The organism is Methanoculleus chikugoensis (genome assembly GCF_019669965.1).
Taxonomy (GTDB): Archaea; Halobacteriota; Methanomicrobia; order Methanomicrobiales; family Methanoculleaceae; genus Methanoculleus; species Methanoculleus chikugoensis.
In genome coordinates, this window is record NZ_AP019781.1 from 1089047 (window position 1) to 1104222 (window position 15176).

The 15176-nt window shown below is 63.4% G+C and carries 14 protein-coding genes and 1 tRNA gene; 9 read left to right on the forward strand and 6 right to left on the reverse strand.

All coding sequences use genetic code 11. The annotated features are described in order from the left end of the window. Positions 1 to 527: 527 nt before the first annotated feature. Entirely contained in the window at positions 528 to 1175 is a 648-nt protein-coding gene (locus MchiMG62_RS05610) for a DUF2284 domain-containing protein (RefSeq protein ID WP_221058277.1), read from the forward strand. Between the two features lie 11 nt (positions 1176 to 1186). On the opposite strand, the gene MchiMG62_RS05615 is transcribed toward MchiMG62_RS05610, so the two are convergent. After that, entirely contained in the window at positions 1187 to 2290 is a 1104-nt protein-coding gene (locus tag MchiMG62_RS05615; RefSeq protein ID WP_221058279.1) for an inositol-3-phosphate synthase, read from the reverse strand. A gap of 153 nt (positions 2291 to 2443) precedes the next feature. On the opposite strand from MchiMG62_RS05615, the gene MchiMG62_RS05620 reads away from it, so the two are divergent. Further along, the gene (locus tag MchiMG62_RS05620; RefSeq protein WP_244987818.1) at positions 2444 to 2725 is read left to right on the forward strand and encodes a formaldehyde-activating enzyme; all 282 of its coding nucleotides are present in this window, start codon (positions 2444 to 2446) and stop codon (positions 2723 to 2725) included. 19 nt (positions 2726 to 2744) lie between these two features. Here the strand turns inward: MchiMG62_RS05620 and MchiMG62_RS05625 are convergent, their stop codons facing one another. Continuing rightward, entirely contained in the window at positions 2745 to 3494 is a 750-nt protein-coding gene (locus MchiMG62_RS05625) for a hypothetical protein (RefSeq protein ID WP_221058281.1), read from the reverse strand. Between the two features lie 77 nt (positions 3495 to 3571). Between MchiMG62_RS05625 and MchiMG62_RS05630 the strand changes: the two genes are divergently transcribed. Then, a complete protein-coding gene (locus MchiMG62_RS05630) occupies positions 3572 to 5389 on the forward strand; it encodes a KUP/HAK/KT family potassium transporter (protein WP_244987819.1) in 1818 nt (605 codons plus the stop codon). A 204-nt stretch (positions 5390 to 5593) separates the two neighbouring features. Here MchiMG62_RS05630 and MchiMG62_RS05635 read toward each other — a convergent pair whose 3' ends face one another. The 4 genes from MchiMG62_RS05635 to MchiMG62_RS05650 all read right to left on the reverse strand — a co-directional run bounded on the left by MchiMG62_RS05635 (position 5594) and on the right by MchiMG62_RS05650 (position 9209). Continuing rightward, a complete protein-coding gene (locus MchiMG62_RS05635) occupies positions 5594 to 7018 on the reverse strand; it encodes an APC family permease (RefSeq protein ID WP_221058283.1) in 1425 nt (474 codons plus the stop codon). Positions 7019 to 7216: 198 nt separating this feature from the next. After that, positions 7217 to 7288: transfer RNA gene (locus MchiMG62_RS05640), tRNA-Gly, on the reverse strand. Positions 7289 to 7460: 172 nt separating this feature from the next. Next, positions 7461 to 8150 carry a PrsW family intramembrane metalloprotease gene (locus tag MchiMG62_RS05645; RefSeq protein ID WP_221058284.1) on the reverse strand — a complete coding sequence of 230 codons (690 nt, stop codon included), beginning with the start codon at positions 8148 to 8150 and terminating at the stop codon, positions 7461 to 7463. Between the two features lie 120 nt (positions 8151 to 8270). Continuing rightward, a complete protein-coding gene (locus tag MchiMG62_RS05650) occupies positions 8271 to 9209 on the reverse strand; it encodes a DUF7544 domain-containing protein (RefSeq protein WP_221058286.1) in 939 nt (312 codons plus the stop codon). A 153-nt stretch (positions 9210 to 9362) separates the two neighbouring features. Here MchiMG62_RS05650 and MchiMG62_RS05655 point away from each other — a divergent pair, with 153 nt between their 5' ends. Genes MchiMG62_RS05655 through cobA form a run of 6 tightly spaced genes read left to right on the forward strand, consistent with a single transcriptional unit; the run spans position 9363 to position 15064 of the window. Further along, positions 9363 to 9989, forward strand: a complete 627-nt coding sequence (locus tag MchiMG62_RS05655; RefSeq protein WP_221058287.1) for a precorrin-2 dehydrogenase/sirohydrochlorin ferrochelatase family protein — start codon at positions 9363 to 9365, stop codon at positions 9987 to 9989. Then, positions 9982 to 11253: a glutamyl-tRNA reductase gene (hemA, locus tag MchiMG62_RS05660; protein ID WP_221058288.1), complete on the forward strand. Its 1272-nt coding sequence runs from the start codon at positions 9982 to 9984 to the stop codon at positions 11251 to 11253. Before MchiMG62_RS05655 ends, hemA begins: the two co-directional genes overlap by 8 nt. After that, a complete protein-coding gene (gene hemB, locus MchiMG62_RS05665) occupies positions 11232 to 12215 on the forward strand; it encodes a porphobilinogen synthase (protein ID WP_221058290.1) in 984 nt (327 codons plus the stop codon). The genes hemA and hemB overlap by 22 nt, the downstream gene beginning before the upstream one ends. Next, entirely contained in the window at positions 12202 to 13449 is a 1248-nt protein-coding gene (gene hemL, locus MchiMG62_RS05670; RefSeq protein WP_221058292.1) for a glutamate-1-semialdehyde 2,1-aminomutase, read from the forward strand. Before hemB ends, hemL begins: the two co-directional genes overlap by 14 nt. Beyond that, entirely contained in the window at positions 13434 to 14318 is an 885-nt protein-coding gene (gene hemC / locus MchiMG62_RS05675; RefSeq protein ID WP_221058294.1) for a hydroxymethylbilane synthase, read from the forward strand. The genes hemL and hemC overlap by 16 nt, the downstream gene beginning before the upstream one ends. Then, a complete protein-coding gene (gene cobA, locus MchiMG62_RS05680; RefSeq protein WP_221058296.1) occupies positions 14315 to 15064 on the forward strand; it encodes a uroporphyrinogen-III C-methyltransferase in 750 nt (249 codons plus the stop codon). The genes hemC and cobA overlap by 4 nt, the downstream gene beginning before the upstream one ends. Positions 15065 to 15176: the final 112 nt, after the last annotated feature.

Sequence of the window (15176 nt, forward strand, 5' to 3'; positions counted from 1 at the left end):
GTTTACGCCTCGAAGACCTCCGGTCTTCTCAAACTCCTGTCCGAAACCCTTTGGGTTTCTCAAGCTCCGGCCCAGCGGGCCATCGCATTCTACGGACAGTCGTTCTCCGGAACGTCGCACCTTCGGCCAGTCGCCTATCGCCACGCACTGCCCGCCCCTCAGGGGGGCGGAACGACGTTCCATCAGGAGCGGAGTTTGAGCACCGTCAGGTGCGAATGAGGAGCGCGAAGCGCGGGTGGTGGGGGTTACAGAGATCCATTATAACGTGGAGACAGGGGAGGGGGCGCAGCCCCCTCCCCGTCAGCCCCACCCCCAATGGCGATTCTCCCACGGTCCACTGCATCGGGCTTTTCCTCGCACTTCCCTGTTTCACTAATCGTGTTAAGCATGCTCGTGTGCCCCGTGAGTTCTATCGCCTGCAATAGTCTCTTTCGATCCTCACTCATCACCCCGGCAGATCCCCCTCTCCCCCGCGCTACCCATAAATACCCGGAGCCGGCAGATACCCCTCATCGAGGTGAAGCGCGGTGAGACGCGAACTTGAAGAGGAGATCGAGAAGCTCTCCTCCCTTGCACGGGAGCGGGGCGCGGAAGCGCGGCGGATAGCGGCGCATGACGTCGTCGTCGCGGAGTGGGTGCGGTTCAAGTGCCGGTTCGGGTGCAAGGGCTATGGAAAACACATGTCCTGCCCGCCGTATGCCCCCACCCCCGCCGAGACCGGGCGGCTGCTCGGCGAGTACGGCACCGCCCTCCTTCTCCGGTTCGAGGGCATCCCCGGGCATCCCGACCTCAAACCCGACGAGATACCGCTCGACTTCCACCCGTTCTTCCGCGACCTCATCCTCTGGGTGAACTCGACGGTGCACCTCCTCGAGAAGACGGCGTTCTACGACGATTTCCCGAAGGCCTTCGGGTTCGGCGGATATCCCTGCATCTACTGCGAGCACCTGCACTGCGTCGCCGAGGAGCACGAAGGGGTCGTCGACGAGAGCATCCGGAGGCTCTGCCGGCATATGGATCTCGTCCGCCCGACGATGGAGGGGGCCGGGATCGACGTCTTCTCCACCGCCCGGAAAGTCGGGTGGAACCTGCACGTCGTCCCCTGCCGCGACCTCGAGTACGGGAAGATCGAGCACGGCAACATCACCTCGGTAGGGCTCGTCCTCATCGAGTGACGCGCCGGCCTTCAGTCGTCCCGGGCGCCCCGGATGAACTCCTCGGTCATGTGCCAGGCGTCGTCGTCCCGGAACTGCACCGGGGGGTGCTTCATGAAGTAGGCGGACGGTGATATGAGCGCACCGCCGACGCCCCTATCAAGGGCGAGCCTGCAACACCGGATGGCGTCGATGACGATCCCTGCGGAGTTGGGCGAGTCCTCGACGGAGAGGCGGAGGTCGAGGTGCATGGGGACGTCCCCGAAGAGCCGCCCTTCCATTCTGAGAAAGCAGACCTTGTTGTCCTTCTGCCAGCAGACGTAGTCGCTCGGGCCGATGTGGATGTCGTCGTCGTCGAGCGGCACTTCGAGAACCGACTGCACCGCTTCGGTCTTCGACCTTCTCTTCGAGGCGAGGCGGTCGCGGTTGAGCATGTTGAGAAAGTCCGTGTTGCCGCCGGTGTTCAGCTGGTACGTCCGGTCGAGTCGCACTCCCCGCTGCCGGAAGAGGTTCGCGAGAACGCGGTGGGTGATCGTCGCACCGAGCTGGGCCTTGACGTCGTCGCCGATGATCGGAAGGCCGTGTTCACGAAATCTCGCTGCCCAGGCCGGATCGCTCGCGATGAAGACCGGCATGTTGTTGACGAGGCCGACGCCCGCCTCCAGCGCACAATCGGCATAGAACCGCGCGGCCTCCTCGGAGCCCACGGGAAGGTAGTTGAGCAGTATCTCGGCGCCCGACTCCTCGAGCACCCGGACGACGTCCTCGCGCGACGCCTCCTCCTCGGCGGCGAGCACGAACCTGCACTCCTCCCGATAATCCTGCATGTGTCCGGGAAAACCGTCCAGCACCCGCCCCATCCGGACGGCGACACCGGTTCTCGGCATCTTTGGGCAGAACGCCGTGGTGCAGTTCGGGGGGGAGAAGATAGCTTCCGAGATATCTTTACCGACCTTCCTCGCATCGATGTCGAACGCCGCAGCGACCTCGATCTCGGACGGCCGGTATCCGCCGAGATCCCAGTGCATCAGCCCGATTGCGTCCTTCTCGCTCTTCCCCCGGTAATATTCGATCCCCTGTAACAGCGAACTGGCACAGTTCCCGACGCCCACGATTGCAATCCTGATCGAGTCCACGACAGCCCCCCGATAGATCCGGTGCGCGCCCAAAACACCCCTCTTTTGGCGGGTGCGCCGGACGCAGGTTGAGATGGTGCAACCCTCTCCAGGTTGCGTTTTTGGGTATACTACGGAGCGGAAAATATAAGGGTATGGTTCGGGAAGCACCGGATGACCATGGATGATCTCTGCAGGCCCGACGGCGTTCCGTGCGGCCCGGCCGCCGTCGCGAAGGCGGTGGTTGACAGCGTCGCTGAGTCATCCCGGAGGCTGAGGCCGAACCTGCTGATTATAGCATCGGTCTTCATCGAGTGGGATGCGGCGGACAAAAAGAAGATCTATGACTGGAATTACGAGGCGACGAAGACCGCTATCCGCCGGACGGTGGCGGGTGAGCCGGGGATGAGCGAGGTGCTCGCCCGGAAAGACACGGCCAAACATCCCTTCGCATGATACGGTGGCGATCTTCCTTTTATGCCAGCAGCAGGATCGCAGCATACCCGAATGCGCCGAGAACAAAGGGGGCGATCCGGCTCTGGCGGTCTTCGGGGAGTTCTTCCTTGAGCACGTTGAGGATCACGCCGCCGGCGAGGAGTGCGGTGAGGACGGCGATCCAGACCTCCGGGAGGCTCGTGAGGTAGCCTGCCGCGAGGCCGCCAGCGAGTGCTGCGGTGAGCGCCCAACGCCCGATCCTGTCGTAGTCCCGGCGGTGGTCCTTGCGCAGCCCGTAATCGGTGACCAGAAAATGAAGGGCCATCGCGGCGGTGTAGAAGGCGAGGCTGACGGGACCGGGCCGGATGCGGTGGAGCAGGAGGTAGCCAATCAGGCCGTTGTAAGCGCCGAAGGATGCGATGTGCAGCACAAAGACGCCCGGCCCGGTCGTCGTGCGCCCCGACTCCCGGGCCTGCGGCTGGTATACCTGCGATCTCCTGACGACACGTTCAAGTCCGTAGAAGGCGACGAGGCCGGCGAGGGCAACAAGGTAGATGTGGTTCTCGATACTTGCAAGCACCCCGCCGACGATGGATGCCCGGATAACCTCCTGACCGGCACCCAGTTCGGGGAGCAGACGGACGAAGACGTAAGCCACGGAGACCCCGCCGGCTATCGAGAGCCAGCGGCTCCGCGGTATGACGTCGAGGAACCGCAGCCTGCCTGCGGCCAGGTGGACGGCTATCATGACGGCGGCGGCAAGGAGCGGGAGGACGGGGATGGAGATCATGGCCTCCTCGTCATCGTGAGGAGGAGAATAAATGTATCCTCAGACACAAAATCCGCTCCATACCACCGAGGTGAGGTGTGACCGGTCACGACAGTCATCCCTGGCATGGTGTCCTGAAATCCATGGGCCTCGTCTTCGGGGATATCGGGACAAGCCCTATCTACACGCTTACGGTGATCTTTCTCCTGGTGGAGCCCACGGCCTCAAACGTGATGGGCATCCTCTCCCTGCTCATCTGGACGCTGATCATCCTCATCACGGTCGAGTACGCGTGGCTTGCGATGAGCCTAGGCAGAAAGGGTGAAGGGGGCACCATCGTCCTTCGGGAACTCCTCACACCCTACATCAGATCCAAAACAGGGTTAACGATCGTTTCCGCGATGACCGTCATTGGCGTCGCGCTCCTCATCGGCGACGGGGTCATTACCCCGGCGATCAGTATCCTCTCCGCCGTGGAGGGCCTCGTCCTGATCCCGGGGTTTGGGGCGGCTACGGAAGGCATGCTCATCCTGATCGCCGCGGCCATCGCCATCGGGCTCTTTGCAGTCCAGCAGCGCGGGACCGAGCGGGTGGCCTGGTCGTTTGGACCACTGGCGGGAACCTGGTTTCTGGCGCTTGCCGTCTCCGGCATCATAGGGATCCTGTGGGCTCCGGCAGTGCTCCTTGCGGTAAATCCTTATTATGCCATCCAGTTTCTCCTGGACGGGGGATGGCCTGCGTTCTTCCTCCTCTCATCGGTCATCCTGGTGGCTACAGGAGGCGAGGCTCTGTATGCGGATATGGGCCACCTGGGGAGAACTCCTATCGTCCGCGCCTGGTATCTCGTCTTCGTCGCCCTGGTGCTCAACTATCTTGGTCAGGGAGCCTTCCTTCTCACCCACCCCGACGTACACTTCGTCCTCTTCGAGATGGTCAGGAGCATCTCACCCCTGATCTATGTCCCGTTCCTCCTTCTCTCCATCCTGGCCACCATCATCGCCTCCCAGGCGATGATCAGCGGACTCTTCTCGATCGTTTACCAGGGGATCACTACCCGTATGCTCCCGATGCTGAAGATCGACTATACGTCCGCGGAACTCCGATCTCAGATCTATATCGGCTCAGTGAACTGGTTCCTTCTCTTTGCCGTACTGGCGGTGATGTTTCTGTTCCAATCCTCCGCCCGCCTGGCCGCCGCCTATGGTTTTGCTGTTACGGGAACCATGACCATTACGGGCATCATGATCACCTCCATCCTCTTTCGCAGAAGGCTGGTTCTCCCCGGGCTTATCGGCATCGGGGTAACTCTGGTGGACATAGCATTCTTCATAGCCGCCACCTCAAAGATTCCGGCAGGAGCCTACGTTGCACTCATCATAGCTTCGATACCGCTTGCGGTCATTCTCATCTACCGCGCCGGTCAGAACCGGATGGCCTGTAGGTTCCGCCCGATGGAACTCCCCGTGTTTCTCGCCACCTACCGGGACCTCACTCAAGAGGTCTCTAAGATCTGCGGCACAGCGCTCTTCTTTGCACGGGACGTCCGGATGATTCCTCCCTACATCGCGCTGACGATGTTCACGAACAACATCGTCTACGAGGACAACATCATCATCTCCATCATCATCCAGGACAACCCCTTCGGGGTGAAGAGCGGGTTTGAGGATGATCTGGCGCCGGGACTCCGGAGGTTCAAGATCGAGATCGGCTACATGGAGGTTGCGGACATCAAAAAGATCCTGCAGGATGCCGGCATCCGGGAGAAGGCTATCTTTTACGGCCTTGAGGACATCGTTACGGACAACATCGTCTGGAAGGTCTACTCTGCCATAAAGCGCCTTAGCCCGTCGTTCGTCCAGTTCTACAAGTTGCCCACGGATAAGATTCACGGCGTTCTCACCCGGGTGGAGATGTAGTTGCGCTGGAGAGAACCTGCTGCAACAATCCCGTTGCCGGAGAGATCTGTGGGTACCCTGTCCCGACGACTCACATGGTGGAGATGGCTAATCATCCGGACAAAGGAGATGGACACCCTGAGGGTTATCGTAGGATTCCCGTATCTAACGAAACGGGATGATGCAGGGGTCATCGGTCGCTCCCCGACAAGAGAAGAATGACTGTTACCGTCCTCCTGGTTCGCGACTGCCCGGCCGCCGGATCCTCCTGAGGGCCGTGTGGATGAGATCCAAGAGGTTTGCAAGGTACGTCTCCTTTGCTTCGAGCCGCCGCAGGAACACGGCTTCTTCGGAGAGGAAGAGGGTTTTTAGGTGGTGTACTTCTTCTTTCGGGGAATAGAAGAGGTAGACTGGGATGCCTGCTAGGATGACCAGGACTCCTGCGACCTTATCAAAGGTTGTGGTGGAGAAGAGAAGGAAAAGGCAGATGGCGATGCCTACAAGGGGGAGGAGGTGCTGCCCGCGGAGGTTTGCGCCGTCGTCTCCCCGGAGGACGATGAGGGCAAAGCAGGTGAGCAGAAACGAAAATGCGAGGTTGAGAACGGCGAAGGATATCAGCCCGGAGAGGTTCCCGACGTTGGAGAGAATGAACGCGATAGCGCCCTGGGCGATAAGGATCACGTAGGGCGTGCCGTAGCGCGGGTGGATCTTTGCAAATGCACGGGGAAAGAGGCCGTCTATCGCCATAGCATATGCAAGCCGGGCGCTGCCGAGCATCCCCGATTCGTCCGACCCGGAGACCGAGAAGAGGGCGCCGACCGTCATGATGAGCGCGCCTGCCGACCCGAAGAGGATGGTGCCGGCGGCGACGAGCGGGACGGTGCTTTGGTCGAGTTCTGTCCAGTTGATGAGCCCATAAAGCACAAAGTTTGTCAGGAGGTAGAAGAGGGTGACGATCAGCATCCCGCTGACGATTGCACGGGGAATGGTCTTTTGTGGCTCCTGCACTTCGCCGGCCGGGAGCGTCCCGATCTCGAACCCGGCGTAGGCCCAGAAGATCAGGACCAGCGCATGGGAGGCGTTATCGAGCCCGAGGGGGAGCAGCGGAGTGTAGTTCGCGATGACTGTCTCCGGCCGGACGAGGAAGAAACCGAGCCCCGCCACGATGAGGAGGAGCAGGGGGGAGAGTTTGACGATCGTCAGAGCATCGTTCAGCCTCCCCGCGGCCCTGACGCCGACGATGTTGACGAATGTCAACGATCCGATGAAGAGTGCCTTGACGGCGACCTCTGCGGCCGGGGTGAGAGGGACGAGTGCCTGAAGGTAATTCACAAACGCGATCGCAAAGACCGGAAGGGCGAGGAGTTCCGCGATCCACATGCTCCAGCCGGTGAGGAACCCGTAAAATTCGTCGAACGCCTCCGAGACGTAGGCGAACGGTCCGCCGACACGGGGGACGTAGTAACTGCAGTAGGCGAAGACTATCGCGATCGTTGCGGCGAAGAGCCCGGCCACCGCCCAGAGGACGATCGAGAACGGGCCGACCAGACCTGCAGTGAGCGCGGACGCGATGTAGATGTCGGCGCCGACGATCGCCCCGACGATGATGTTCGTCAGGTCGAACTGCGAGAGTTCCCTCTTTACTTCCATTACAGCGCGATGAGGGGGCGGTAGCGGCGATAAATGTTCCGCGCTTATCTTTAGGGGGTCAGTATGTCGGATATTCGGGGAGGATCTCCTGCACTTCAGTCCCCCCGGGGAGGAGGGGTGCTGTGGCTCTTCTGAAAAAAGGTTGCAAAACTCGTGCAGGTATGCCGGATGAAAAACCTGAAGAGGAAAGTATCTCAGTGCGCCGACCGGGACTCGAACCCGGGTTTAGGCGTTGGCAACGCCTAGTGATAACCACTACACTATCGGCGCACGCCTGTGCTTTCGCACTGTGTGCCTTACAACATGGGATTTTCAGGCTAATAAGGCTATCGAAGCGCGGCCCGGATCGAGCGGTGTCGTCCCTGCATGTTCGCATGGACGGGCGGTGTTTCCGGGCCCATGGTCGGCCTTGCGGGAGGCCGATCACGCCGCTCTCGCGCACTTATCGGTGCCCGTGGTCGAGCGCCCGCCTGATGTTTCGGTTTGCAAGGATCCAGAGCCCCGGTGTCAGGACCAGAATGAAGACGGCCATGGCGTAGGCGACGATCTCGGCGGAGAAGAGCAGGAAGTTGAAGATACCGTGCAGCACCATCCCGAGTATAAGCCCCTGAAGAATGATCGCCGGTCGCCGTTCGGCGGCCGTGAACTTGGCCCTGCCGAGGGCGTAACCCCATACGCTGGCAAAGAGTGCGTGCCCCGGAACCGAGAAGATCGCGCGGATGGCGATCGTGCCGAGGGCGAGCGCCGGCGATGTCAGGTATGCCGTAAAGACGTAGAGGACGTTCTCGAGCGATGCGAGCCCGAGAGCGGCGACTGCGGCGTAGACGATGCCGTCCATCGGTTCGTCGAACTCGGGGTTATGGTAGGCGAATCGGCGCACGACCGCAAACTTGCCGTACTCCTCGACGATGGGCGCGACAACGGCGCCCATGATCAGCGGGGATGCGATGAAGAGGCCGAAGAACCCCTCGACGAAGGCGACGGGAAACGTGACGAGGACGCCGAGGAGGAAGATCTTCACGATCAGGGCCGCCGGTTCGGGCTCGAATTTATCCCTGTGGTAGAAGTACCACGCCCAGAACACCCCCGGCGCCAGCGCCAGGGCAAGGATCAGCAGCGGTTCGACGATCATGCTGATCGGGGTTCATGGTTTCAAAGTGGAAGAGTCTTTCTCTTCAACGGGCTGCCCTGCGAGACGATCAATGAGACGGACGAAAATGCCGTTGCCTTCGTTCCCGGTCTAAAAAAGAGGTTATTCGGGGAGGAGGCGGCACCCCGGGGCGAGCCCCTCGAGCACCAGCAGTCCGTAATACCGGAAGAACGTGACGAACGGCACCGCGATCAGGAGCGCGACCGGGATGGCGATGACGAGGTAGGGGATGAGGAGGGTGAGGAGCAGCACGTAGTTTCCAGCCTGGAGTGCGGCGAGGAGCACGATCCCGATGAGCACGAACGGTATCGCGATGATCAGCAGCGCAAGGATGACCAGAACCGCCTGCACGATCGCGGCGATGAGGCCGAGCACGAGCCTGGTGACGACGTAGACGACGGTCTGCCAGACGTTGGCCGATATCATCCCGAAAAGCCGCCGCCAACCCTCGATGATCCCGCAGTCCTCGTGGATCATGATCGGGACGACAAAGTCGTTGGTCAGGAGGAAGATAATGCCGAAGAGGAGGGCTGCAACCAGGATGAACGGAATGAACACCAGGATGAATGCAGCACCACCGACACCCGACCCCCCGATCCCGACGAGCATGAGGATGAGCGCCATCATGGCGAGGATCAGGATCAGCGTGAGGCCGACCTGGAAGAGGAAGAGCCGGACCCCTTTTCCGAGCCGTTCTCCAAAGAAGGGCCTGATATGGATATCATCCGTCCGGAGCATGTCGACGAAGACGAACTGCATCACCGTTCCGATGATCCACCAGATGAGAGCGATCACAAGCACGATGAGGATAAACGCCACGATAAGCGGCGCGATATCGGGAAGGGACTCCACGACGCCCGGGGGGAGGTCGCCTTCTTCGAAGGTATATCCGGAGGTGTTCGGGAGACTGACGCCCCCTCCCACGAAGAGCGCAATCAGGGCCAGGCGGAGCCAGACACCCCACCTGATCGGCCAGAGCAGGCTTTTGGTGCGCTGAAAAGCACCGTCCAGTCTGCTGAATGCATACATATCTTCAGCCATATCACTCACGTAGAAGATGATCTCCGTCTCATTAATACCTTGTTTTGGTAAACGGATCCCGGTGATCCGACCGCGCGTCGCACGCTCACGGGTTTTTGAGGGAACCTGTTTTTCAACACCTTAATGTAGTCCGTTCACCACACTATAGAACGAATGATCCCTCTCATGCTTGACCTGACGGCCAGGAGGGTGCTCATATTCGGCGGAGGCGACGTCGGTGCCCGAAAGGCTGCGTTCTTTGAGCATGAGGCGGAGGTGACGGTGATCAGCCGTTCTTTCTCGCCGGACCTCGACGGTCTCGCGATCCGGCGGCAGGAGACCGATCTCTCGGCTCTCCCGGACGAGGCGCTCCGGGGCTTTCTTTCGGGTGCGTTCCTCGCAGTAGCCGCGACGCCGGATTCGGGCCTCAACGACCGTATCGGAAGACTGTGCGCTGAGGCCGGTGTTCTCTTCAACAACGCCGCAGGCGAGCCCGGCGACGTCACCATCCCTTCGGTCGTCCGGGGCAGCCGCTTCCTCGTCGCGATCAGCACCCGCGGAAAGAGTCCCGCCGTTTCGCGGTACCTCCGCATGAGACTTGAAGCGGATTACGCAGACCTCGATATGATGATCGAGCTGCAGGAGGAGATCCGTCCGATGCTCCGGGAGACCGAACCGGTGCAGGCAGAGCGGGCCCGCATCCTCTGGGAGATCCTCTTGGACGACGAGATCCGGGCAGCGCTCGCCACCGACTACGGCCGGGCGCGCGCACTGGCTATCGAGAGGTACCTGCATGCCTGAACCGCTCGCCATCCCCCTCGCGCTCGCGGGCGTCAGCCACCACACCGCGGACATCGCCACGCTTGAGGCGTTCCGGTTCCCCGATGAGGCGGCGTTCCTCCGCGAGGCACAGGAGCGGTTCCGGGGTGCGCTCCTGCTCCAGACATGCAACCGCGTCGAAGTGCTGGTGCAGGGGGACGCACGGAGCCTTGAAGGATTCCTGCAGGAGAAGGGCAGGCATGGGTTTACGGTCATCGAGGGCGAGGCCGTGCCTCGCCACCTCCTGGAACTGGCCGCAGGGATCGACTCGCTGATCGTCGGCGAGGACCAGATCCTCGGGCAGCTCAAGCAGGCGCTCGCGATCGCAGAAGAAGCGGGGGCCGCGAACAGTGTCATCTCCCTCTGCGTCAACAAGGCGGTGCACGTGGGGGTCAGGGTCCGGCGCCAGACGCAGATCAACCGGGGTGCGGTCTCCGTCGGCTCCGCGGCCGTGACGCTCGCGGAGAACCTCCTCGGCACCCTCAGCGACCGGCACATCCTGGTCGTCGGGAGCGGAGAGATGGGTGTTCTGGTGGCGCAGGCGCTCGCCGCGAAAGGCCTTACGGCCATCTACGTCGCCAACAGAACCTATGAGCGGGCGGTGATGCTTGCGGATAAGATCGGGGGGCGCGCGGTCAACTTCAAGGACCTCTACCGCTACATCGCGCTCTCCGATGTCGTCATCTCCTGCACCGCCGCACCGCATCCGGTCATCCGGGAGGAGGATATCCGGACGGTGATGGAGGAGCGGCTCTGGCCGCTCGATCCACACCCCCGCCACCTGATCCTCATCGACATCGCCCAGCCCCGCGACGTCGAGGAGGGGGTGCGGTCGATCGAAGGCGTGCACCTCTTCACCATCGACGACCTCAGGAACGTCAACGACGCTGCCATGGACTCCCGGAGGAGCGAGGCGGACCGCGCACGGGGGATCATCGACGAGGAGACCGATCACTTCATCCGGCTCCTCCGCCGGACGGCGGCCGACGAGACGCTCGCCCTCCTCTACACCTGGGCGGAGTCGATCCGGGCGCGTGAACGCGACCGGGCGCTCGCGCGCCTGGGGGAGACGGACGACCGCACAGGGGAGGTCGTCGACGACCTGACACGTGTGCTCACGAAGAAACTCCTCTCGGATGTGACGACGGCCATCCGCGCGAGTGCTGAGCGCGGGGATATCATGACAGCAGAGGCCCTGATAAGGGCGATTACCCGGGGAAAACCATGTATCCAGAACGAAGAATGAGACGGATGCGGCGGCGGATCGTCCAGCCGCTCCTCCGCGAAACCGAACTTCGAAAGACCGATCTCATTGCGCCGGTCTTCGTGGATGAATCGATCAGCGCACCGCTTCCGATCGCCTCGATGCCGGGGCAGTTCCGCCACCCGGTGGACGGCGTCGCCGGCTACTGCGAGCGCCTCCGGGATGCCGGCATCCGGGCGGTGCTCCTCTTCGGGGTTCCGGCCGCAAAAGACGGTAAGGCGACCGGCGCATACGCGGCGGACGGCGTCGTCCAGCGTGCCGTCCAAAAAGTCAAGGAGCATCTTCCGGAGATGGTGGTCGTGACCGACGTCTGCGCCTGCGAGTACACCGATCACGGCCACTGCGGTTTTGTCGGCGAGACCGTCGACGGCCCCGACCTCTTAAACGACCCCTCGCTTGAACTGATGGCGCAGATCGCCGTCTCCCACGCAGAGAGCGGCGCCGATATCGTCGCGCCGTCGTGCATGCTCGACGGGATGGTCCGGGCGATCCGGCAGGCTCTCGATGCCGCCGGATTCCAGGACGTCCTGATCATGTCCTACTCCTCGAAGTTCGCGAGCGCCCTCTACGGGCCGTTCCGCGACGCGGCAGACTCGGGGTTCTCGTTTGGGGACCGGACGACCTACCAGATCAACCCGGGCAACGCCCGGGAGGCGCTGATGGAGTCGGAGCTCGACGCGGCCGAAGGGGCGGATATCCTGATGGTCAAGCCGGCCGGCGCCTATCTCGACATCCTCGCGGCCGTCGCGAACCTCGGCCTGCCGGTCGCGGCCTACCAGGTCAGCGGGGAGTACGCGATGATCAAGGCCGCCGCCGAGCGCGGGTGGCTGGACGAGCGCGCCGTCGCCATCGAGACCCTCACCGCCATCAGGCGGGCCGGGGCCGACCTGATCATCACCTACTTTGCAGAAGACGCGGCGAGGTGGCTCGATGAAGAGCAGTGACCTTTTCGCACGCGCAAAGACCCTGATGCCGGGCGGCGTCAGCAGCCCCGTGCGGGCGATCAAACCCTACCCGTTCTACGTGGAGCGCGCCGCAGGTTCGCATCTTGCGACCGTCGACGGCGCGGATCTCATCGACTGCTGTCTCGGCTACGGCCCCCTCATCCTCGGCCACGCGCACCCGAAGGTTCGTGAGGCGATCGAGCGCCAGCTCGAGAAGGGGTGGCTCTACGGCACGCCGACGCCGCTCGAACTCGACCTCGCGGGAGTCATCACCGGCGACCATCCCGCGGTCGATATGGTGCGGTTCGTCTCGTCGGGCTCCGAAGCGACGATGGCCGCGATCCGGCTCGCCCGCGGCTACACCGGGAAACAGGACATCATCAAGATCGAGGGGGGGTTCCACGGCGCCCACGACGCGGTCCTCGTCAAGGCCGGGTCGGGAGCGACCACGCTCGGGGTGCCCGACTCCGCGGGCGTCCTTGCGGATCTGGTGGCGCACACCCGGCAGGTCCCCTACAACGACCCCGAGGCGCTGGAAACGCTGCTCGCCGGAAACGACGACGTCGCCGTGTTCATCCTCGAACCGATCATGGGCAACATCGGCCCGGTCCTCCCCGATGACGGCTATCTCGCCGACGTCCGGGAGATCACCGCCGCCCACGACGTCCTCCTCATCCTCGACGAGGTGATCACCGGCTACCGGGTTGGGATCGGCGGCGCGGAGGTGCTCTACGGGGTAAAGCCGGACCTCGCCACGTTCGGCAAGATCATCGGCGGCGGCCTCCCCATCGGGGCGTTCGGGGGACGGCGCGAGATCATGGAACTGGTCGCTCCCGCAGGACCGGTCTACCAGGCCGGAACCTTCAGCGGCAACCCGGCAAGCCTCGCGGCGGGGTACGCGGCGCTTCGCTACCTGCACGAGCACCCGGAGGTCTACCGGCGGCTCGACGAAGCCACGCGGGTGATCGGAGAGGTCGCTGCGGATGCGGGCAGAGGAACATTCGTCAGGGTGGGCTCGCTCTTCAAGCACTTCTTCCGGAGCGAGCCGCCGCGGAACTACCGCGAGGTCAAGGAGTGCGACACGGAGGCGTTCTCGCGGTTCTGGAAAGCGATGCTCGAGGCGGGGGTCTTCCTCCCGCCGTCGCAGTTCGAGACGAACTTCCTCTCGGCGGCGCACACGAAAGCGGATATCGAACAGATAGCGGAAGCATACGGATCATGTCTCTTCGCATAGGCACACGGGGAAGCGCTCTCGCGCTTGCACAGACGAACAGGGTGGTCGGCATGCTCGCTGATCGGGGGATCGAGGCGGAACTCGTCACGATCGCGACCGAGGGCGACACCGCGACCGGAGTCCCGCTCCATGCCATCGGGGGACAGGGGGTCTTCGTGCGGGCGCTCGACGACGCCATCCTCCGCGGCGAGATCGACGCCGCGGTGCACAGCATGAAGGATATCCCCGCAGCCCGCCCGGCGGGGCTCACCTGCTGTGCGGTGCTCGAGCGGGACTCGCCGGCGGACTTCCTCGCGCACGAGTGCCCCCTCGATGCGGTCTCTGTCATCGGGTCGTCGAGCACCCGGCGCCGCGCCCAGCTCCTCCGCGACGCCCCGGCGCTTGAGGTGAAGCAACTGCGCGGGAACGTCGATACCAGGATACGGAAACTCCGTGAGGGGCAGTACGACGCCATCGTGCTCGCGGAGGCGGGCCTCGAACGCCTCGGGCTCACGCTCCCGGGAGAAGCCCTCCCCACCGACCGGTTCGTCCCATCCCCAAACCAGGGGACCATCGCGGTCGTCTGCCGGGACGACCCGGCCGTCGCCGGCGCCTTCGCAGCGTTCGACCACGCGCCGACCCGCCTTGACGTCGAGATCGAGCGTGCCGTCATGGAGGAGGTCGGCGGCGGGTGCTTCACCCCGCAGGGGATCTACTGCCGGGACGGGAACCTGATCGCCGAGGTGCTCGCGCTCGACGGCTCCCGATGGGAGCGGATCGAGCGGCGCGTTGCGACCGTCGGCGAAGCCCGGGAGTGGGGGCGGGCGCTGCGTGTGCAGGCGGCCGGACTGATCCGGGAGGCTTACGCGGCACTGGGGATAAAACCATGACAGGAAAAGCGTATCTTGTGGGGTCCGGCCCCGGCGGGCTCGACCTCCTGACGATGAAGGCCCGCGAGGTGATCGACAGAGCGGACGTGGTCCTCTACGACCAGCTCCCGGGCGAGGAGATCCTCGCGACGCTCCCGCGGGACGCCGAGCTCGTCGACTGCGGGAAGTACGGCGGGAACCACACCATGGAGCAGGACGAGATCGAGGCGCTGATGGTCGAGCGGGTGAAGGCGGGCAAAACGGTCGTGCGCCTGAAAGGCGGCGACCCCTTCCTCTTCGGCCGCGGCGGGGAGGAGGTCGAGACGCTCCGGGAGCACGGCATCAGGGTCGAGGTGGTGCCGGGGGTGACGAGCGCCATCGCCGTCCCGGAGATGGTCGGCATCCCGGTCACCCACCGGCGGTATGCGTCGCAGGTGACCTTCATCACCGGCCACGAGGACCCCACGAAACCCGAGTCCGCCCTCGACTGGGAGGTTCTCGCGCGGCTGAAAGGGACGCTAGTCGTCCTGATGGGCGTAAAGAACCTCCCGGCCATCGCGGCGGCGCTCACCGCGAACGGCAAGGACCCCGCGACCCCGGTCGCGATCATCGAGCGGGGGATGCGTCCCGACCAGCGCGTGACGGTCGGGACGCTCGCCGATATCGCCCAAAAAGCCCGCGCCGCAGGCGTCCGGCCCCCGGCGGTGATCGTGATAGGGGGGGTTGTGGAACTGTATGATGGGGGCGAGGAGCAGGCAGCCCCCTGATATAGCCTCTCTCAGGTAGAGTCCCGTACCGGAAGGGGACGGTGCCCGGGCGTTGCCGATGGGAGACCGTGCCCCGGCCACATATCATTTTTTCCGCGCCTCCCCATGCAGT

Bases quoted from the DNA above. Each gene is read 5' to 3' on its own strand.
- cobA (WP_221058296.1), top strand. From the start codon at position 14,315: ATGACAGGAAAAGCGTATCTTGTGGGGTCCGGCCCCGGCGGGCTCGAC.
- MchiMG62_RS05625 (WP_221058281.1), bottom strand. From the start codon at position 3,494: ATGATCTCCATCCCCGTCCTCCCGCTCCTTGCCGCCGCCGTCATGATA.
- hemB (WP_221058290.1), top strand. From the start codon at position 11,232: ATGTATCCAGAACGAAGAATGAGACGGATGCGGCGGCGGATCGTCCAG.
- MchiMG62_RS05620 (WP_244987818.1), top strand. From the start codon at position 2,444: ATGACCATGGATGATCTCTGCAGGCCCGACGGCGTTCCGTGCGGCCCG.
- hemC (WP_221058294.1), top strand. From the start codon at position 13,434: ATGTCTCTTCGCATAGGCACACGGGGAAGCGCTCTCGCGCTTGCACAG.
- MchiMG62_RS05655 (WP_221058287.1), top strand. From the start codon at position 9,363: ATGATCCCTCTCATGCTTGACCTGACGGCCAGGAGGGTGCTCATATTC.
- MchiMG62_RS05645 (WP_221058284.1), bottom strand. From the start codon at position 8,150: ATGATCGTCGAACCGCTGCTGATCCTTGCCCTGGCGCTGGCGCCGGGG.
- hemL (WP_221058292.1), top strand. From the start codon at position 12,202: ATGAAGAGCAGTGACCTTTTCGCACGCGCAAAGACCCTGATGCCGGGC.
- hemA (WP_221058288.1), top strand. From the start codon at position 9,982: ATGCCTGAACCGCTCGCCATCCCCCTCGCGCTCGCGGGCGTCAGCCAC.
- MchiMG62_RS05635 (WP_221058283.1), bottom strand. From the start codon at position 7,018: ATGGAAGTAAAGAGGGAACTCTCGCAGTTCGACCTGACGAACATCATC.
- MchiMG62_RS05650 (WP_221058286.1), bottom strand. From the start codon at position 9,209: ATGGCTGAAGATATGTATGCATTCAGCAGACTGGACGGTGCTTTTCAG.